At 70.4% G+C, this 18,579-nt stretch carries 17 protein-coding genes; 12 read left to right on the top strand and 5 right to left on the bottom strand.

What is annotated here, in order from left to right; all coding sequences use genetic code 11:
* The first annotated feature begins 420 nt into the window (after nt 1-420).
* Nucleotides 421-1,503, top strand: a complete 1,083-nt coding sequence (locus OU415_RS10910) for a copper resistance D family protein (protein ID WP_270948527.1) — start codon at nt 421-423, stop codon at nt 1,501-1,503.
* On the opposite strand, the gene OU415_RS10905 is transcribed toward OU415_RS10910, so the two are convergent.
* On the bottom strand, nt 1,458-2,597 hold the full coding sequence (locus tag OU415_RS10905; protein ID WP_270948526.1) for a hypothetical protein: 1,140 nt from the start codon (nt 2,595-2,597) through the stop codon (nt 1,458-1,460). The two genes, OU415_RS10910 and OU415_RS10905, sit on opposite strands and share 46 nt — an antisense overlap.
* A gap of 119 nt (nt 2,598-2,716) precedes the next feature.
* Nucleotides 2,717-3,505, bottom strand: a complete 789-nt coding sequence (locus OU415_RS10900; protein WP_270948525.1) for a GH25 family lysozyme — start codon at nt 3,503-3,505, stop codon at nt 2,717-2,719.
* 367 nt (nt 3,506-3,872) lie between these two features.
* Here OU415_RS10900 and OU415_RS10895 point away from each other — a divergent pair, with 367 nt between their 5' ends.
* The 8 genes from OU415_RS10895 to OU415_RS10860 all read left to right on the top strand — a co-directional run bounded on the left by OU415_RS10895 (nt 3,873) and on the right by OU415_RS10860 (nt 11,147).
* Nucleotides 3,873-4,580, top strand: coding sequence for a DUF4232 domain-containing protein (locus OU415_RS10895; RefSeq protein WP_270948524.1), 708 nt, complete (start codon nt 3,873-3,875; stop codon nt 4,578-4,580).
* 173 nt (nt 4,581-4,753) lie between these two features.
* Nucleotides 4,754-5,557 carry an alpha/beta hydrolase gene (locus tag OU415_RS10890; RefSeq protein WP_270948523.1) on the top strand — a complete coding sequence of 268 codons (804 nt, stop codon included), beginning with the start codon at nt 4,754-4,756 and terminating at the stop codon, nt 5,555-5,557.
* Nucleotides 5,558-5,737: 180 nt separating this feature from the next.
* Complete coding sequence (locus OU415_RS10885; RefSeq protein WP_270948522.1) at nt 5,738-6,085, top strand: PRC-barrel domain-containing protein; 348 nt, start codon at nt 5,738-5,740, stop codon at nt 6,083-6,085.
* Nucleotides 6,086-6,138: 53 nt separating this feature from the next.
* Nucleotides 6,139-6,954: a hypothetical protein gene (locus tag OU415_RS10880; protein ID WP_270948521.1), complete on the top strand. Its 816-nt coding sequence runs from the start codon at nt 6,139-6,141 to the stop codon at nt 6,952-6,954.
* A gap of 338 nt (nt 6,955-7,292) precedes the next feature.
* Nucleotides 7,293-7,553: a hypothetical protein gene (locus OU415_RS10875; protein WP_270948520.1), complete on the top strand. Its 261-nt coding sequence runs from the start codon at nt 7,293-7,295 to the stop codon at nt 7,551-7,553.
* A gap of 4 nt (nt 7,554-7,557) precedes the next feature.
* Nucleotides 7,558-7,809, top strand: a complete 252-nt coding sequence (locus OU415_RS10870) for a hypothetical protein (RefSeq protein WP_270948519.1) — start codon at nt 7,558-7,560, stop codon at nt 7,807-7,809.
* A gap of 136 nt (nt 7,810-7,945) precedes the next feature.
* Nucleotides 7,946-10,762, top strand: a complete 2,817-nt coding sequence (locus tag OU415_RS10865; protein WP_270948518.1) for an FtsK/SpoIIIE domain-containing protein — start codon at nt 7,946-7,948, stop codon at nt 10,760-10,762.
* Nucleotides 10,755-11,147 carry a hypothetical protein gene (locus OU415_RS10860; RefSeq protein WP_270948517.1) on the top strand — a complete coding sequence of 131 codons (393 nt, stop codon included), beginning with the start codon at nt 10,755-10,757 and terminating at the stop codon, nt 11,145-11,147. The genes OU415_RS10865 and OU415_RS10860 overlap by 8 nt, the downstream gene beginning before the upstream one ends.
* Nucleotides 11,148-11,381: 234 nt before the next feature.
* On the opposite strand, the gene rox is transcribed toward OU415_RS10860, so the two are convergent.
* Nucleotides 11,382-12,800, bottom strand: a complete 1,419-nt coding sequence (gene rox / locus OU415_RS10855; RefSeq protein ID WP_270948516.1) for a rifampin monooxygenase — start codon at nt 12,798-12,800, stop codon at nt 11,382-11,384.
* A gap of 216 nt (nt 12,801-13,016) precedes the next feature.
* Nucleotides 13,017-13,559, bottom strand: coding sequence for a TetR/AcrR family transcriptional regulator (locus OU415_RS10850; RefSeq protein WP_270948515.1), 543 nt, complete (start codon nt 13,557-13,559; stop codon nt 13,017-13,019).
* A gap of 91 nt (nt 13,560-13,650) precedes the next feature.
* Between OU415_RS10850 and OU415_RS10845 the strand changes: the two genes are divergently transcribed.
* The 3 genes from OU415_RS10845 (at nt 13,651) to OU415_RS10835 (ending at nt 16,940) form a co-directional block, all read left to right on the top strand.
* Nucleotides 13,651-14,823, top strand: coding sequence for an MFS transporter (locus OU415_RS10845; RefSeq protein ID WP_270948514.1), 1,173 nt, complete (start codon nt 13,651-13,653; stop codon nt 14,821-14,823).
* Nucleotides 14,820-15,980, top strand: a complete 1,161-nt coding sequence (locus OU415_RS10840) for an MFS transporter (protein ID WP_270948513.1) — start codon at nt 14,820-14,822, stop codon at nt 15,978-15,980. The genes OU415_RS10845 and OU415_RS10840 overlap by 4 nt, the downstream gene beginning before the upstream one ends.
* A 222-nt stretch (nt 15,981-16,202) precedes the next feature.
* Nucleotides 16,203-16,940: a GNAT family N-acetyltransferase gene (locus OU415_RS10835; protein WP_270948512.1), complete on the top strand. Its 738-nt coding sequence runs from the start codon at nt 16,203-16,205 to the stop codon at nt 16,938-16,940.
* Here OU415_RS10835 and OU415_RS10830 read toward each other — a convergent pair.
* Nucleotides 16,921-18,564 (bottom strand): FAD-binding oxidoreductase, encoded by a 1,644-nt coding sequence (locus OU415_RS10830; protein ID WP_270948511.1) that lies wholly within the window; start codon nt 18,562-18,564, stop codon nt 16,921-16,923. The two genes, OU415_RS10835 and OU415_RS10830, sit on opposite strands and share 20 nt — an antisense overlap.
* Nucleotides 18,565-18,579: the final 15 nt, after the last annotated feature.

The following is an 18,579-nucleotide window of genomic DNA, read 5'->3' as shown; positions in this document are numbered from 1 at the left end:
ATCGAGCGGGAAGAACCGCGCAGGTTCCGGAATCGCTTCGCCCGCGCACGGTCGAGGTGCGCCGGGCGCGCCCCCCGCGTGCGCTGTTGCGCTGGCCGCCGGATACACGTGGTCGACTCTAGAACAACGATGCTGAGGACATTGCCAGCAACACAAGCCCGTCCGGCCCGGTGTCCGCGCGAACCGCCGAACAGGCAAACCAGACGAATCGAACCGGGCCCCGAAAAGCCGTCCCGAACTGGGAAATCATCCAATTGGAAGATCAACTGATGGCGACGAACACGGTGACCGAGACGACACTTCGACAACGTCACCCCACCGATCCCGGAAATGCGCACCGAAACAATTCGGTCACGACCAGTGATCGAGTTCGCCGTGCGACCCGGAATGGCTGCTCGACCGGGTGAGATGATGGCTGCCGTGGCTGCCGATTCCGATGCCGTTGCCCGTTCGAAGCGAACCGCCGAACCGGACCGCCCCGGCAACCCCGAAGATCGCACCGCACCCCGGCAGAAGACCGCGGTGGTGGTCGCCCTGGTCGGCGGCGCGCTGCTCGCTGCTCTGATCACCACCACCTACACCGCAGTCGGCACGATCCCCGGACTGCCCGACCCGCCGTCGCTGGTGCGCTTCGGCCTGCCCACCGCACGGGTCGTGCTGGACCTGGCCGCGCTGGCCACGGTCGGCCTGAGCCTGCTGCCGAAGCTGCTCGGCTTCGACCGCCCGAAGCAGACCGAACCGATCATGGCCCTGGCCCGCCGGGCGACCGTGATGACGGCGTTGATCTGGATGCTCGCCGCCCTGGTGTCCCTGGTGCTGCAGGCCTCCGAGCTGAGCCCGGACCGCGAGGTCACCGTCCAGCTGCTGGTGGACTACGTCGCGAACGTCCCGGCCGGCCCGGGCCTGCTCGCCAGCGCCGGCGCCGGTCTGGTGTGCGCGGCGCTCGGATTCCTGGCCATCCGGTTCGGCGAGTCGGTGCCCGCCGAGCTGCGCACCATCATCGCCCTGCTCGGCCTGCTGCCGATGCCGCTGACCGGCCACGCCACGGACTGGCGCTACCACGACTTCAGCATGATCTCGATGGAGCTGCACGTGATCGGTGCGGCCATGTGGACCGGTGGTCTGGCCGCCGTCGCGCTGTTCGTCGCACCCCGGCGCGGCCTGCTGGCGGAGGCGCTGCCGCGCTTCTCCAAACTGGCCACCACCGCCTTCGTCGTGGTCGGCGCATCGGGCCTGTTCAACGGCCTGATGACGCTGGTCATCACGCCGAACGTCGGCCTGCCCGGCCTGGTCACCACCAGCTACGGCCAGATCATCGTGGCGAAGGTGCTCTGCCTGGTGGCGCTGGGTGCGATCGCCTCGCAGATGCGCTTCCGCCTGCTGCCCCGCATCGCCCGCCACCAGCGCACCGCGCTCCTCGGCTGGGCCGCCGCCGAGGTCGCGGTGATGGGTGTGGCCTACGGGCTGGGTGTGGTGCTCTCCCGCGCTCCGGTCATCGTCTGAGCCCGCAGCACCAGCTGCTGCCCCTGCTCGGTGTCGAGCAGGAACTGGAACAACCACCACAGCCCGGCGAACAGCACGACCACGTACAGCGCGGTCGAGTAGTCGGCGGGCGGCGCGGCCAGGTAGGTCTCCTGCAACGACAGCGCCGCGTACGACACCGAGGTCACAGCCGCCGCACCGACCACCGGTCGGATCCGGGCCGCCAGCTGGAACGACAGGTCGATCGCGACGGCCCCGGCGAGCACGAAGAACGGCACGGCCGAGATCGGGAAGTCGGCCGCGGCCAGCAATCCCCAGGCGACGCAGCGGAACGCCAGGTAACCGGCGGCGATGGTGGTCGCGGTCCACTTCCGCCCGACCAGCCGTCGCGCCAGCAGCAGCGTGCCGAGCCCGGTGAGCACCGCCCACGTCGGGTACACCCAGTCCGGCACCGGCAGCGTGAAGTGCTCGACGGCGATCCGGTCCAGCGGTCGGCCCAGGTCGTCGGCGGCGAACTGCAGCAGCTCGTCGTCGGCGTAAGGCGTGCCGCGATCCCACGCGGCCAGCCCCAGCACGCCGTACTCCTGGTGCTGGTTCAGGAACAGGAAGTTGTCCAGCACCGTGAACCACAGGAAGCAGGTGATCGCGTACGAGTACCGGTCACCGCCGCCGTAGCGCGCCCAGCCGCGGAGCAGCCCGATGCTCATCAGCCCGGTGCCGATGTAGAGCAGCGCGTGCGAGGGGCTCCACGCGGTGATGTCCAGGCCGTTGACCCGGTGGTTGATCACGTCCAGCGGCGCGGCCACCAGGAAGATGCCGAGCCCCCACTGCATCCAGCGCAGCGTGGCGCGGTCGGCACCGATCCCGGTGTAGGTGTGGAAGACGACCAGTCCCACCACGATCGCGGTGCCCACCGTGTTGATCATGTGCGGCGGCGCGAGGTCGTCGCGCAGCCACCTGAAGTGCCAGCAGATGTCCCAGGTCGCGCCCAAGGTCTTGAGGGTCATCGCGACGACCCACCAGCGGTAGAGCGCGACCACCAGCTGCTCGGGGGCGTCCCGTCCCGGCTCACCGCGAGTCCAGTGGCCGCGGATCAGCTCCGCCGTCGCCGCCATCGCGTTCACCTCCGCCCCGCGCGATGTTCAAGCGAAGACGGTAGTCCGATCTGATCGCGAAAGCGGGCCTTCGGCGTACCCGCCAGTAACGGTTTGGAAAAACCCGCCGACTTCGATCGTCAGCGCGGAATCTTCAGGACCTGGCCCACGTAGATCAGGTCCGGGTTGTTGATCCCGTTGACCCGGGCGATCTCCCGCCAGTCCACGCCCAGCTTCTGACCGATCCCGGACAGCGTGTCGCCCGGCTGCACCACGTAGGTCTCCGGCGCGGGCGGCGGCGGAGGCGGCGGCGCTCCGGCACCGGTGAGCACCTCCAGCGGCACCATCGAGACGTTCACGTCGGTGTTGCCGCCGATGCCCGGCACCTGCCCGTCGGAGGCGTGCTGGTGGATCGCCACGCGGTCGGTCAGGTAGCCCGGCTCGCCCGGCGGGCGGCCGTAGTGGGCGACCCACAGGAACACCCCGGGGTCCACCCAGGAGTCGGTGGCCAGCTTGTCCTGGAACCACGACGCCGAGGCGTACACGACGACCTCGTTGCGGCCGGTGTGCCCGCGGATGGCGTTGATGAAGCCCTTGACCCAGGCGCCCAGGTTCGCCGCGTCGGTCTCGATGTCCAGGCACGGCGGCAGGTTCCCGGCCGCGCTGGAGTTCAGCCGCCCGAGCTGCGCGGCGAAATCGGCCGCGTCCTGCTCCGGGGAGTTCGTGTCCGGGCGCGCGAAGTGGTAGAGCCCGGTGACCATCCCGGCGCCGCGGGCACCGGCCAACTGCCCGTCCAGCGTCGGACTCACATATCCGACGCCTTCAGTCGCTTTGATGTAGCTGAAGACGTATCCGGCGCCGCGAACCGCACCCCAATCCGGTTCCCCCTGATATCGCGATACGTCCACGCCGGGAATGCGTTCGGCCATGTCAAACCCCCTGAGTTCGGCCTGCTAGCGGGCCCAAAGATATCTAATTCGCACAAACCCGCAGTCCCGCCGTTCAGGTGAAGATCACCACCCGGTCGGGCTACCGAAAAACGAGAATCACTCAATTCGCGAACCAGTAATTCCACCTATCGAGTATTAGCGCCTCACCGAATGCACCCGATCAGCCCATCCGTGGCGAACTCCGGTTCAACCCTGCGGAGTAGCTCGGCTCGTAGCACGCACAGCCGGTGAAGGGCGGACAATCGGGAGCTGGTGGGCAACCCTCCCGCCCGCCAGGCGTCTACACAACAGCAGAGCAGTTACCGACGGACCCCGCCGCGCAGGACGGGGACGGGAGGTGGTCGTGATGACCGCGCATCGACTGCGCACCATCGGCTTGCGGACGCTCCAGGCATCCGGCGCCCTGCTCGCCGCCGGGCTGATGGCGGCCTGCAGCCAGGCACCCCAGACCGGCAAGGTCGTCGCCGCACCGATCGCACACCCCCAGCCCCAGCCACCCGCCGCGGCCATGAACTTGCAGCAGCCCGCCGAGACGCCGCAGGCCCCGCAGGCGGAGAGCCCCCAGCCGAGCCCGACGGCCTCCGACCCCACGACCGCCCAGGCGCCTCCGAAGAAGCAGGAGCCGCAGGGCGCCAAGAGCACGCGCTGCCACACGTCGATGCTCAACGGCTCGCTGCAGAACGCCGATGCCGGCGCCGGGCAGCGCTACGCCGAGCTGACGCTGACCAACAACAGCGGCGAGACCTGCACCCTGTACGGCTACGGCGGGATGCAGCTGGTCGACTCCTCGGGCCGCGCGCTGCCGACCAACGCCGAGCGCACCCCGAACCCCGGTCCGTCCATGATCACCCTGGCCCCTGGCGCCTCGGCCAGCGCCACGCTGCACTGGACCGTCGTCCCGACCGGCGACGAGCCGACCGACGGGCAGTGCCAACCCACCCCGGCCCGCCTCCAGGTCATCCCGCCCGACGAGACCGACGCGCTCCCGGTCGCCTGGAACTCCGGCCCGGTCTGCGGCGGCGGAACCATCGACGGCAGCGCATACCACCAGTGAGCCCTTCCACCTCGTCCGGGCTGCGACCGCGAAGGGCGACCAGCGCTGAGGTTCCGCCACCCGCACCGCCGCGCAGGACGAGGATGGGAAACCCCCGGTGATCTCGTCGGCGCGCCGCTGACGAAACGCGCCAGGGTGTGGCTTGGCTCGATCAGATGTGCTGTGGTGGCAGCATGATCGAGCCAACGGATCGAGAGATCACCGGACGTCACGGCAAGCTGGTGGTGCGCGAGTGGGCCGCGACCAACCCGGGCTGGATCGCGCTGATCGCGCACGGGTACGGCGAGCACTCCGGGCGCTACCAGTGGGTCGCCGAGCAGCTGGTTTCCGCCCGCGCGCAGGTCTACGCGCCGGACCACATCGGGCACGGCCGCTCGGAGGGCGAGCGGGTCCTGTTCGCCGACGCCGAAGAGCTCGTGGCCGATCTGGAGACGCTGCGCCGGCAGGTCACCGCCGAGCACCCCGGCCTGCCGGTCGTCCTCATCGGACATTCGATGGGCGGGATGCTCGCCGCGCGCTACGCGCAGGAGCACCAGGAGAACCTGGCCGCGGTGGTGCTCTCCGGCCCGGTCCTGGGCACCTGGCACGTGCTGGACCTGCTGGAGCACGACGAGATCCCGGACACCCCGATCGACCCCTCGACGCTGTCCCGCGACCCCGCCACCGGCGCGTCCTACGTCGCGGACCCGCTGGTCTGGCACGGCCCGTTCAAGCGCCCGACGCTGCAGGCGATCGACGAGTGCCTGCTGGCGATCAACGAGGGCCCGACGATCGAGAAGCCGACCCTGTGGGTCCACGGCGAGGACGACGAACTGGTGCCGGAGGCCGACACGCGCACCGGCATCGACCGCATCCGCGGCCACGAGTTCCACGAGCACATCTACCCGGGCGGCCGCCACGAACTGTTCAACGAAACCAACAAGGACGAGGTCATCACCGACGTCCTGACCTTCATCGGACGGGAGCTCAACTCCTGAAGCGAGGAGTATTCGCTATTACTAACCACGGGAGATAATCTCGATCATTACCTGATCGGGTGAGGCGTGTCGCTTGCGCGGTTGCAGGTCCAGCGTGGCGCGGGGAGCTTGAAGAGGTCGACGGGGGTCGGCCGGCGGACGGACTTCCCGCCCGGGCGAGATGGATCGAGTGAGGCAGCCATGGACGTGGAGCGCGCCCAGGACCTGATCGGCACACCGGTCTTCGACCGCAACGGTTCGCGGGTCGGCCGGGTCGGCAACGTCTACGTCGACGACGCGACGCAGCAGCCGGAATGGGTCACCGTCCGGATCGGACTGCTCGGCGTCAAGGAGACCTTCGTGCCGCTCACCGGCGCGAGCACCGAGGAGAACCGGCTCGACCTCGGCGTGGACAAGGACCGGGTGAAAAACGCTCCCCCGGTCGAGGCCGAGCACGGCCACCTCTCCCCGGAGGAGGGCCGCGACCTCTACCACTACTACGGCGTCGACCAGAGCGACTCCGAGCGGTTCGAGGAGCCACCGGAGTGATCCCGCGGCCGAATTGATCCGCCCCCTTGCCGGTGCGGGACAATCCGACCGCGATGAAGAACAACAACGAGCTCGAGCTGCTGATCACCGTGGTCGTCGGGGCCGACGACGAGAGTTCGGCGCGCGCGGCCTGCCGCGAGCTGGTGCAGAAGGTGGGCGGCCGGGTCGTGGCGTCCGGCGACTGCTCCGACGAGGAACCGGGCTGCTGGTCGGTCACCATCAGCCGGGACTGCGCGGAGACCGGGCAGCACGTGGCCGGTCTGTCCCGCGCGGTGCGCAACTTCCTGCGCGAGCTCGGCCCGGACTACGCCCGCCACCGGGTGGCCTGCGAGCCGCCGACGGCGTGGACCGTGGTGGACCACCCCGAGCTGGTGGACGCGCTGGTCAGCGGCGGGGAGCGCCTGCTGGTCGAGGTCTGGGCCGGCGACTCGCTGATGTTCGGCCGCACCGCGGCAGCCGACCCCGACGAGCCGCCCGCACCGACTGCCCCGGTGGTGTCCGAACGGGACGAGCACGGCCGGCTGCGCCCCCGGCTGGCGCTGGTGGTGGACGTCGTCACCGACCGCCGTGCGGGCGCGGAGTGGCCCGCTCGCGCCGTGGCCAGTCGCCTTTCGCGCGCCGCCGACGTCGTCGAGTACTCGGTCGAATCGCCGGTGGTGCGGGTTGCGCTGGACCTCGGTCCAGCGGTCGGCGAGCCGTCGGAGATCGTCCGCGGCGCGGTGTCGGCCCTCGGCGGCAACGGCTGGTCGCGCGTGTCGACCGACGGCGCCGGCGCGACCGCGCGGTGGTCCGCGGCACCGATGCCTCCGTCGGGCGTCGCCGCGATCGAGGTCACCGCGAAATCCACAGTAGACGCCGATCGGAATTGACCCGGATCCGCCAACCTCGTTTCAGGTAGCGGGATTTCGACCGCGGACGCGGAGGTGCACCCGAAAGCGCCTCCGATTCTCGTGACCCCGGGGCTCCTCGCGCCGCGCCCGCGGTGCCGACCAGCACGAAGGTCCACATGTCCGATTTCCGTTGGAAGCACGGCAAATGCGGAACACCTTCAGCTTTCGTCGCCCTGTCGAGTGATCACTTGCGCAGGTCATCACCCACCGCGATCAAACTGTGATCAACTCCATGGCCCTGCCTGCGCCGCCGGACGAGCGGGCGGTTAACTTGTGCACCGTTACAGCACCGCCACCCTCGGAGGACCGGACCCAAAATGGCAGGCGTGGAAGAAGTTCGCGCAGGCATTTCGCTGGCCAACCAGAAGATGCAGGAAGGCGTCGCCGCCCTGCAACAAGCGAACCTCGTCCTGGAAGAGGCCCAAGCCGCGCTCGTCTCCGCCACCCAGGGCAGCGCTCAGGAGGACATGCAGCACGCGCACGGCATGCTCGCCGAGACGATGCAGATGATCAGCGGCGCGCAGGGCTCCATCCAGGCCACCATGTCCTCCGCCGAGGCGTACGCGGGTCGGCTGTAGCGACGTGTCCGCGCTGGAAGAACTCGTGCAGGCGCTGGGTGTCGTGGAGCAGCACCTGGCGGACGCCGGCGCGCACCTGGGCACCGGCCGCACGGCGCTGGGCGAGGCCGAGAAGGCCATGATCAAGCTCGATCCGGAGCACCCGGAGACCGTGGTGCCGCCGAGCCTGCACCGAGCGGATGACCAGATCGAGCGAGCCCAAGGCGCGATCGAGCAGCTGACGAACACGTTGCGCGATTTCGCCACCCAGCTCTAGGCCACCGGCGTGGATACCCCATCTCGCGCAGTGAAACGGCATTACGCCGGGTGAATGCGCCAGATGGGGTTCTGCCCCGTCATCCGCTTAGTGGTAGTTTGATCACGGTCAGTAACTCTGCTTCCCGAGGTGGGGTGTGGGTAAACGCAACGAGCGGCGGAGCCGCGTCGAAGCAGCCTTCGAGCGCCTGCGCTCCAGCATCGCCACCGCGCTCGGTGCCGCTGACAACGAGCACGCCCGGGTCCTCGCCGAGTGCGCGCAGCAGGACTACGCGCTCCGCATCGCGCAGGCCGGGACGGCCGCCGCGCAACGCGATCCGGAGGAGATCGGCGACCCGAGCAGCAGCGCGTTCCAGGCCGCGATGCGGGAAGCGCTCGACGATCGCGCGGAGATCTTCGCGGAGTGGACCGCCACCGGGCCGGACCAGCTGACCCAGCTGATGGCCGAGGTCGCACCGGGGTCGGCCGGACTGCCCTGGTCGGACTGGCTCGGCGAGGTGGGCACGCGGGAATCCTCCGCTCCCCCGCCCGAGCTGTGGCGCCTCGGCACCGCCGTCGTGCCGGACTCACCGGATCCGCAGCCGTTCCCCGCCGCCGTGCCGCTGCTCGACGAGTCGCACCTGCGGATCACCACCGACGGCAACCCGGAAGCCGCCGAAACCCTGGTGCAGAACCTGCTGCTGCGGCTGCTCAGCCACTTCCAGCCGGGCTCGGTGCGCCTGCACGTCTGGGACGTCGCGCACCTGACCGGCACGCTGCCCGGCCTCTACCCGCTGACCCGCGCCGGGCTGCTCACCGCGCACGACCCGACCCGGCTCGACGAGATGCTGGACGCGCTGTCCGACCACATCCGGCGGATCCACACCGGCGCGCTGCTCGGCGGGCACACCTCGCTGCGCGCGCTGGCCGAGGAGAAGGGGCACCGCTCCGAGCCGTGGCGCATCGGGGTGCTGTTCGGCAACGGCGAGCCGCTGCGCGAGGAACAGCAGCAGCAGTTGCAGCGGATCGCCCGCAGCGGACCGGCCTGCGGCATCCAGCTGATCGTCGTGGACATGTCCCTGACCGTGAGCAGCGCGATCGAATCGGTCCGGCTGACCGGCGAGGACCGCGCGCGGCTCAGCACCACCGGTCCGGAAGCCGTGGTGCACCTGGACGAATCGCCGTCGCGCAACGAGGTCACGAAGGCCTGCGCGTCGATCGCGGAAGCGTTCCTGGCCCGCCGCGCGCGGGTGCGGACCTTCGACGACCTGGTTCCCGACCAGTACTGGGCGCACAGCTCGCGGTCCGGGCTGCAGGCGCCGGTCGGGTTCGACGAGGGCGAGCCGGTGTGGATCACGCTCGGCGACAGCAGCCCGCACACCCTGATCGGCGGGCCGAGCGGTTCGGGCAAGACGAACTTCCTGTACGGCATGCTCGGCGGGCTCGCCGCCCGGTACTCGCCGGACGAGCTGGAGCTCTACCTGCTGGACTTCAAGGAAGGCGTGTCGTTCGCCCAGTTCACCCCGGGCAAGCGGGATCCGAGCTGGCTGCCGCACGCGCAGCTGGTCGGGGTGAACGTCAACACCGACCGCGAGTTCGGCCTGGCGCTGCTGCGGTTCCTGGCCGACGAGATGCGGCGGCGCGCGGAGGCGGCGAAGGAGCACGAGGTCACCAAGCTCGAGGAGCTGCGCGCCGAGGACCCGAACGGCCGGTGGCCGCGGATCGTCGCGGTGATCGACGAGTTCCAGTACCTGTTCGCCGACCGGGACAACGTGACCGCGCAGGCCACCGCGCTGCTGGAAGACGTTGCGCGGCGCGGCCGTTCGCAGGGCATCCACCTCGTGCTGGCCAGCCAGGACGTGTCCGGCATCGAGGCGTTCTGGGGCAAGCCGGCGATCTTCGAGCAGTTCATCCTGCGGATCGCGCTGCCCAAGGCGCGCCGGGTGCTGGGCGAGCAGAACAACGCCGCGATGGAGCTGCCGCGCTGGCACGCGGTGGTCAACCACGAGTCCGGCGTCAAGCACGGCAACGAGATCGCCCGGATCCCGGACGCCACCGCCCGCAACACCTTCGACGCGCTGCAGCTGGAGCTGTGGAAGCAGCTCGACGACTCCGCCGTGCCGCCGAGGCTGTTCGACGGCTCCAACCTGCCCGCGCTGTCCACTTTGGACGACTACCGGCAGTTGTCGGCGCCGGTGGGCACGCCCGAGGTGCTGCTCGGCCAGATCATCGACGTGGACGGCACCGCTGCCTCGGTCCGGCTGAGCCGCTCGCCGGGGCGCAACATCGCGGTGATCGGCTCGGTCCGGGTGGACGCGGTCAGCGTGCTCGGCGCGGCGACGCTTTCCCTGGCGCGGCAACACCTCCCCGGCGGAATCAAGTTCACCATCGCCGGTCTGCTGGACGACGTCGACGACGACGTGCACCGGGTCGTCGACGAGCTGCGCGCCGCCGGGCACGACGTCGACCTGGTCGGCCTCGACGGCATCGAGGCGGCGATGGCCGCCACGGCGGACTCGATCGACGGCCGCTCCGGCGCGGACGTGCCGCACTGCCTGGTGCTGTACGCGGCGGACGCGGCGCAGACGACCCTGGAGCGCAAGGACCCGACCACCAGGGTCAGCGGCCTGGACCACCTGCGGAAGATCCTCAAGCAGGGCCCGGAATCCCGGGTGCACGTGATCGGCTGGTGGCGCAGCGCGAACCGGGTGAAGAACACCCTCGGCATGGGCCCGGTGGACGACATCGGCGCGTGGGTCGCCTTCGACGTGCACGGCCAGGAGCTGGCGACCTTCGCGGCCGGCCAGGTGGTCAGCTGGTCGCCGCGAGCCCGGCGCGGCCTCTTCTTCGACCGGGCGGTGCATTCGCGCCCCGAGGTGATCCTGCCGTTCGACCTCGGCACCCCGGACACCCCGCAGGTGCCGGTGCAGCGAGCGGCCGAGGAGATCGAGGTCTGGGAGGAAGCTGGTGACTGACCTGGTTCCGGCGTCGATCCGGTACAAGGAGCTCACCGCGCTGGCGTCCACCGCAGCGCAGGACCTCCGCAAGCACGAACGCGCCCGGGCGACCGAGCTCGGCGAAGCGGTCGCGGAGGGCCAGCAGCGCAAGGACGCAGCGGCCGAACAGCGCGACCAGGTCGTCGAAGACGTCCGGAAGCGCTGGAACGCCGCGATGGAAGCGCTGTGGGACGAGCGCTGGATGCAGGTCAAGGGCATGCCCGACCCCGACCTGACGGCACCCCCGGCAACCCCGGACGACTCCCGCCGAGAAGTCCACGACGCGTTCCTAGCGCTCCTCGCCGCCCTGGAAAAACCCCGCTTCGGCGCCGGAATCCTCAACCGCCGCAAGAAGTCCTCGTGAGTACTTCGGGGCGCTATGGCACCCCGAAGTACTCACGACCGCTCGGACGACCGTGCCCGGAGCTCTGCAGGACCGCGCTGCCGGTTACTTCGTCTCCGACCGCCAGCAGTGGTCGAGCTCCCTCAGCGCTATCAAGGCTGGTCGCTTCGAGCTGTGGTGTCGCGGGTCCGTGAGTCTTTTGGGCTGTTGTAGGAGCTCAAAAGACTCACGGGTCTTCGCGGAACTATCAGGGCTTCAGCGGCCGAACCACTTTTCCAGATGTACGCGCAGGGTTTGCTGGTCTTCGCCGACCCATGCCACGTGGCCGTCCGGGCGGAGCAGGACGGCCGGGACGTCGAGTTCTTCGCTGACGTCCACGACGTGGTCGACGCGGTCCGCCCAGCCTTCCGTCGAGAGCTGGCCGGTCTGGTCGAGGAGGAGGCCGTGGCCTCGGTGCATCAGCTCGTAGAGGCGTCCGTGCTTCAGCTCGACGTCTCGCAGGCGGCGGCCGAGCAAGTCGTGGCCTTCGCCGAAGTCGTAGCGGACACCGATCGCGGTGATCTTCTCGATCAGGTAGCGGTTGACCTCTTCGAAGTCCATCAGCTCGGACAGCAGGCGGCGCACGGCCTGCGGGCCCGGGTCCAGGGACATCAGCTCGATCTGCGCGCGGGTGTTGGTCAGCACGTCGGCGGCCACCGGGTGTCGTTCGGCGTGGTAGCTGTCCAGCAGCCATTCCGGGGCCCAGCCGCGGATCTCGGCGGCCAGCTTCCAGCCCAGGTTGGCCGCGTCCTGGACACCGAGGTTGAGGCCCTGGCCGCCCGTCGGCGGGTGGATGTGCGCCGCGTCGCCGGCCAGCAGCGCCCGGCCGACGCGGTAGCGCTCGGCCTGCCGGGTGGCGTCGCCGAAGCGGGACAGCCAGCGCGGTGAATGCGCGCCGAAGTCGGTGCCCGCGATCGCCACCAGCTGCTGCTTCAGCTCGTCCAGGGTCGGTGGGACAGCGCGGTCCTCGGTCAGCCCCGCAGCGGGCACGATCACGCGGTATCCGCCGCTTTCCAGGGGAATGGCGCCGAATCTCTTCTGGGTCTTGCGGACCTCGGTCACCACCGCCATCAGCTCCTCCGGCGGTGTGGTCAGCTCCACCTCTCCCAGCAATGTCTCGATCTTGCTGGGCTCGCCGGGGAAGTCGACGCCGAGCAGCTTGCGCACCGAGCTGCGGCCTCCGTCGCAGCCGACGAGGTAGCGCGAGCGCAGCTGCGTGCCGTCGGCCAGTTCGGCGGTCACGCCGTCGTCGTCCTGGCTCAGCCCGATCAGCTCGCAGCCGCGCCGGATCTCGGCGCCGAGCTCGGTGGCGTGCTCGGCCAGCAGGCGGTCGATGACCGGCTGCGGGATGCCGAGGACGTAGCCGTGCGCCGTGTCCATCTGGCCTGGCCACGGCTTGTCGATTCCGGCGAAGAAGCCACCTGTCTCGTGCTTCCTGCCCAGCGCGAGGAAGCGATCCAGCAGGCCGCGCTGGTCCATCAGCTCGATGCTGCGCACGTGCAGGCCGCCCGCGCGGACGACCTCGGTCGGCTCCAGATCCCGCTCCAGCACGACCACGTTCACGTCGTGCAGCCGCAGTTCGGCGGCCAGCATCAAACCGGTCGGTCCAGCACCGACCACGATCACGTCGATCATTCGCAACGCCCCGTCCGAGGAGAGTGGCCAGCAGGTACCGGTCCTCGAATGCGCTCGCGCTGTCGAGGACACCGGTTTTCGCTGGTCCTGGCTTCGGACGACGATTCTGCGGCACGACCCGGGTCTTGCCGCAAGCCCCCTGGTGCGCTATACCTTGAAACAGGCGGGGAGAACGCGTTCCCCGCTTCTTCCGTCCACGTTGGACGATCTCCCCGGTCAGGCCCTCAGCAGGGATTCCGCGATGGCCTTGGCCCGGTGGGCGGGTTCTGCGGTGCGTTCGCGCAGCGCCGTGACGATGGCGCCGTCGAACAGGAGCATGAACTGCTCCGCGAGGTCCCGGTGGCGAGGTTGACCGGCCGCGATCAGCAGCGAGTCCAGGTAGTCGATGACCTTGGTCTTGTGCTCGGCCGCGACCTGGTGGGCCGCGCTGTCCGCGTCGGCCATCTCGACCATCGCGTTGATCGAGGCGCAGCCTCGGAAGCCCTCGGCTTCGAAGCTGGCGGCCAGGGCGTCGAACACCGCTAGCGGTCCGCCACCGAGGGCCTCGACCGCTTCGGCCAGCCAGGCCCGGAAGCGCTCGTCGTAGCCGCGCAGCATGGTCACCACGAGGTCGTCCTTGCCGGCGAAGTGCCGGTAGAACGAGGCGCGGCCCACTCCGGAGACGGCGACCAGCCGTTCGACGCCGACCGCCCGGATCCCCTCGCTGTAGAAGAGCTGCTCCGCGGCCTCGACCAGGCGCTCTCGTGCTCGTGTCGCCATGTCCGCACGATATCCCACCTTGCGCGAAAACGGAAACGATCGGTACCGTCTGCCAACATGGAAACGATCGGTACCGTTTTGGGGAGTCCCGTTGACCACGACCGCTGAACCCGTCGCGCGCGTCCCGTTCCGGGTGGCGGTGCTGGCGCTGGGCACCTTCGCGGTGGGCACCGACGCGTTCGTCGTCGCCGGTGTGCTGCCGGAGATCTCGACCGACCTGGGGATCGGGATCGCTCAGGCGGGCCAGCTGGTGACCGTCTTCGCCATCGCCTACGCCGTGCTCTCGCCGATCCTCGCGACGCTCACCGGCACCTGGCCGCGCCGCCAGGTCCTGCTCACCGCGCTCGCGGTCTTCGTGCTCGGCAACGTCGCCACCGCGCTCGCACCGACCTACGCCGCAGTGCTGGCGACGCGCGTCATCGCCGCCGCCGGCGCTGCGATGGTCACCCCGATCTCCGGGGCAGCCGCCGCCGCGCTCGCGCCGGAATCCCAACGGGCCCGGGCGATTTCGCTGGTCACGCTGGGCCTGACGACCTCGACGGCGCTCGGCGTTCCGCTGGGCACGCTGCTCGGATCGGTCACGACCTGGCGCGGCACGATGTGGTTCGTCGCCGCGCTCGGCGCAGCCGCCGGACTCGGTATCGCCGTGCTGCTCCCGACGATCCCGGCACCACCACCCGCGGGTCTGCGCGAACGCCTCGCGCCGCTGCGCAACGCGAAGATCGTGCTGGTCCTGCTGACCACGGTCGCGCTGTTCGTCGGCATCTACATCGTGAACACCTACATCAGCGTGATCGTCGAGCCCGCCACCGGCGGCAGCGGCGCGCTGCTGGCGGTGCTGCTGTTCCTGTCCGGCACCGCGGGCACGATCGGCAACCTGGTCAGCGGCGGGTGGACCGACAAGTTCGGCGCCCGGCGGGTGATCGCGGTCGCGATGGTGGTCGCACTGGTCAACTTCCTGCTGCTGCCGTTCTCCACCAGCACCCTGATCGGCGCCGGGATCGCGGTGGTGGTCTTCGGGCTGACGGCCTGGTCGGTGACGGTGCCGCAGCAGCACCGGCTGATCGAGGCCGCGCCCGCCGCGACGTCGTTCGTCATCTCCCTGAACGCCTCCAGCACTTATCTCGCGGTGTCGTTGTCCGGGGCGCTCGGCGCTGCGGTCCTGGAGTTCTCGCCCACCTCGTTGCCCTTCGCGGCGGCGGTTTTCATCGCCCTCGGCCTGGCTGCGTCGGAACTGGCCCAGCGGATCGGAGCACGCTCATGACCTCCACAGTGGACACCGCAGCGCCGAGCCGGTGGGCGGTGCCGGTGCTCGGGTTCGGCACCTTCGCCGTGGGCACCTGCGAGTTCGTGCTCGCCGGGCTGTTGCCGCAGCTCAGCAGCACTCTGGGTGTGTCGATCGGCGCCGCGGGCCAGGTGGTCACCGCGTTTGCGCTCACCTGCGCCCTGCTCGCGCCGGTGCTGGCCACGGCGACCGCGAGCTGGCAGCGGCGCCGGGTGCTGGTGCTCGCGACGGGCGTCTACCTGGTGGGCAACGTCGCGACCGCGCTCGCGCCGTCGTTCCCGCTGGTGATCGCTGCGCAGGTGGTCGCCGCAGCAGGCGCCGGGCTGTTCGTGCCGACCGCTGCGGTCACCGCTTCCGCACTGGTTCCGGAGGATCGTCGTGGACGCGCCATCGCTGCTGTGACAACGGGTTTCACCGCTGCGACGGCGATGGGCGCTCCGCTGGGGACCGCGCTGGGCGCGTTCTTCGGTTGGCGGGTGACGATGTGGTTCGTCGCCGGGTTGGCCGTGTTGGGGCTGCTCGGCGTGCTGCGGCTGGTGCCGGCCGAGGTGGCGACGCCGGCGGTGGAGGGGCTGCGCCAGCGGCTGGCTCCGCTGGGCGACCGGCGGGTGCTGGTGGTGCTGGCGACCACGCTCATCGCGTTCACCGCGGTCTACCTGCCCTACACCTACATCGGGGCGGTGTTCGGCCCGGCGACCGGTGGCAGCGGGGTTCGGCTGGCGGTGCTGATGTTCCTGCTGGGGGTCATCGGCACCGTCGGCAACTACCTCGCCGGGATGCTCGCCGACCGGTTCGGCAGCAGCCGGGTGGTGGCATCCGCGCTGGTCTGGCTGGTCGTCAGCCTGCTGGTGCTGCCGCTGACCACGGAGAACTTCGGGCTGGCGACGGCCGAGATCGCGTTCTACGGCATCGCGGCGTTCGCGATCACGACCCCGCAGCAGCACCGGCTGATCACGCTGTCCCCCGAGTCGGCACCGGTCCTGGTGTCCCTCAACGCCGCGATCCTGTACCTGGCGATCGCGCTGTCGGGAATCCTCGGAGCAGCGGGAATCGCCTGGTCCGGGCCGCAACTCCTCGGCCCGATCGCGGCGGCCCTGGCGGCCGTCGCCCTCCTCCTGTCCACCCGGAGCCGCTGAGCTGCCGACTTCGCGTGGCCCGGGTCCCTGCGGAGTTCCGCAAATTCAATGGAAATCGGACATCCGATTTCCATTGAATTTGCGGATCCCGGAGCCCGGCTGGTCCGGTTCCTCGCGGAGTCGGCCGCTCCGGGGTGAGGTTGAGTCGGCCGCTCCGGGGTGGGGTTCATGTCACGGGAAATTCACTTCCGGCGATGCGGGGCGGCGGGGGACGATTGGGGCATGCGAGAGCTGCGTTCTGCCGCTGAGGTCGCTGAGGGCACCGATGACCTGCTCGTTTGTTGGGCCGCACAGGTGCTGACCCCGGGTTACCCGCACGAAGCCGGTGCCGCTTGGCAGCACGGGAGCGCTGTCGTGGTGCACGCGCCGAAGCTGAACCAGGTCGACCGCGTGGTCTTCACCGGTTCAGCCGACGACTGCGTCGAGCTGCTCGCCGAGGTGCTGCCGACGTTGGAGGGCGAGAAGCTGCGCCCGCTGGGCCGGACGGCGCTCGCGCACCAGGTCGCCAAGCGGCTGGAGCTGGAGGTCCTGGCGACGTTCGGCTGGATGGAGCTGGCCGCCGAGGCGCCCACCGCCCCGACACCCGACGTCGAGTGGCTGACCGCCGACGACACCCAGGCCGTCGAAAGCCTGCTGCGCAAGGCGAATCCGCGCTCGTACCTCTTCCCGGACGACCCCGGGGCGCGCCGCTGGGCGGGCGTCCGCGGGGCCGACGGGACGGTGCTCTCGGTGGGCGGCGACTGCTGGCCGGCGCCGGGCGTGCGCTACCTGTCCGGCGTCGCCACCCACCCCGATCACCGCGGCGCGGGCCTGTCCACGCAGGTCTGCACGTTCCTGACCCGGGAACTGGCCCGCGAGGGGACCGTGGCGCTGATGGCGGACGCGGACAACGAGCCCGCGCTCAAGGTGTACCGCAGGCTCGGCTTCCGCTACCACTCGATCAGCGCGCTGGCCGGATGAGCTTGCCGGGGTTGAGGATTCCGGTCGGGTCCACGGCCTGCTTGGCCGCCGACAGCACCTTCTCCCCGACCTCGCCGATCTCCTCGACCAGCCACGGCAGGTGGTCGGCGCCGACGGCGTGGTGGTGGGAGATCGTGCCGCGCCCGGCGATCGCGTCGCCCGCCGCCTGCTTGGCCCGCTGCCACTGACCGAGCGGGTCCTGCTCGTCGCGCGTCGCGAGCACCGTGAAGTACAGCGACGCACCGGTCTCGTAGGCGTGCGAGATGTGGCACATGACGATCGGCTTCTTGCCGCCGGTCCGCAGGCTGCGCACCAGCGCGTTGCGCACCGCGGAGCGCAGCTCGCTGATGCCGGTCCAGTGCGTCGCGGTTTCCAGCGTCTCCACGCACACCCCGCGGTCCAGCAGGGCGTCGCGCTGGCGCGGACCGGAGAACCGGTGCGATCGCCAGGACTCGCCGACCGCGCGGCCGAGCCGGATCGCCCGCGTCTTCTTCAGCGCCTGCAGGCTCGCCTCGCGACGCCGCGAGAGCTCCTGCTTCGAACCCGCTTCCCAGCCGAGGACCAGCAGGCAGGGCTGGCGGATCCCCCTGCTGCGCAGCAGGAACTGCAGGGCCTTGACCTTCAGCGCCCCGGCGAGCTCGAACTGCACCTCGGTCTCGTCCACATCGGACAGACGGGTGACGTCGGCCAGCACGCGGTTCTGCGCGAGCGTCTGCACGGCGTCGACTCCGCCCGCCCAACCGTCCACCACGAAGGCCTCGTAGCGCTTGCGCACCGGGACCGGCCGGACCCGCACGGCGACCTCGGTGATCACGCCTAGCGCGCCCTCGCTGCCGACCGCGAGGTGGCGCAGGTCGGGGCCCGCCGCCGACGCCGGGGCAACGCCGAGGCGCCACTCACCGGCCGGGGTGGCCAGCCGGACGCCGGCGACCATGTCCTCGAAGCGGCCGTAGCCGGACGACGCCTGACCAGCGGAGCGGGTCGCGGCGAAGCCGCCGATGGTGGCCCGCTCGTAGGACTGCGGGAAGTGGCCCAGGGTGAAACCTTGCGCACCCAGCAGAGCTTCCGCTTCGACGGCGCGCATCCCGGCCTGCAGCACGGCGATCCGCGAGGTCGGGTCGAGCGAGACCAGCTGGTCGAGGCGCGCGAGGTCGAGCGCCACCACCGCGGACTTGGATCCGCGCAGCGCATCGACACCGCCGACCACCGACGTCCCGCCGCCGAACGGGACCACCGCGACGTCGTGCCGGACGCAGACCTCCAGCACGGCCTGCACCGCGTCCGGGTCCGCCGGGAGCAGCACGGCGTCCGGCACCGCGAGCTCCGAGGCGCTGCGGCGGCGCATCAGGTCGGAGTAGGACATGCCGCCCGCGCGACCCAGCCGCTCGGTCGGATCGGTCAGCACGTGCTGCTCACCGATCAGCGACACGAGCTCCTCGCGGGCCGCCTCCGGCAGCGCGCTCTCCGGGACGTCCAGCAGCGATGCCGGAACGGCCGGGGTCGTGGTCTCGGCGAGCCCGATGCGCTGCCGCAACCAGCGCAGAGCTCGAGGGGTCAAGGGCGCGGCCGAGCCCCCCGAAGGGGTCCAGGTTCCGCGAAGGGTGTGTTCGATCAGCCCGCTCACCAGTACAGTGTTACA

Source organism: Saccharopolyspora oryzae (assembly GCF_027853915.1).
Classification (GTDB): Bacteria; Actinomycetota; Actinomycetes; order Mycobacteriales; family Pseudonocardiaceae; genus Saccharopolyspora; species Saccharopolyspora oryzae.
Note: the sequence above shows the minus strand (reverse complement) of the source record. Positions and strands in the feature narration are given on the sequence as shown.

Excerpts from the sequence above, each read along its gene's own strand:
- OU415_RS10905 (WP_270948526.1), bottom strand. The coding sequence starts at position 2,597 with ATGGCGGCGACGGCGGAGCTGATCCGCGGCCACTGGACTCGCGGTGAG.
- OU415_RS10900 (WP_270948525.1), bottom strand. The coding sequence starts at position 3,505 with ATGGCCGAACGCATTCCCGGCGTGGACGTATCGCGATATCAGGGGGAA.
- OU415_RS10895 (WP_270948524.1), top strand. The coding sequence starts at position 3,873 with ATGACCGCGCATCGACTGCGCACCATCGGCTTGCGGACGCTCCAGGCA.
- OU415_RS10890 (WP_270948523.1), top strand. The coding sequence starts at position 4,754 with ATGATCGAGCCAACGGATCGAGAGATCACCGGACGTCACGGCAAGCTG.
- OU415_RS10885 (WP_270948522.1), top strand. The coding sequence starts at position 5,738 with ATGGACGTGGAGCGCGCCCAGGACCTGATCGGCACACCGGTCTTCGAC.
- OU415_RS10880 (WP_270948521.1), top strand. The coding sequence starts at position 6,139 with ATGAAGAACAACAACGAGCTCGAGCTGCTGATCACCGTGGTCGTCGGG.
- OU415_RS10875 (WP_270948520.1), top strand. The coding sequence starts at position 7,293 with ATGGCAGGCGTGGAAGAAGTTCGCGCAGGCATTTCGCTGGCCAACCAG.
- rox (WP_270948516.1), bottom strand. The coding sequence starts at position 12,800 with ATGATCGACGTGATCGTGGTCGGTGCTGGACCGACCGGTTTGATGCTG.
- OU415_RS10850 (WP_270948515.1), bottom strand. The coding sequence starts at position 13,559 with ATGGCGACACGAGCACGAGAGCGCCTGGTCGAGGCCGCGGAGCAGCTC.
- OU415_RS10840 (WP_270948513.1), top strand. The coding sequence starts at position 14,820 with ATGACCTCCACAGTGGACACCGCAGCGCCGAGCCGGTGGGCGGTGCCG.
- OU415_RS10835 (WP_270948512.1), top strand. The coding sequence starts at position 16,203 with ATGCGAGAGCTGCGTTCTGCCGCTGAGGTCGCTGAGGGCACCGATGAC.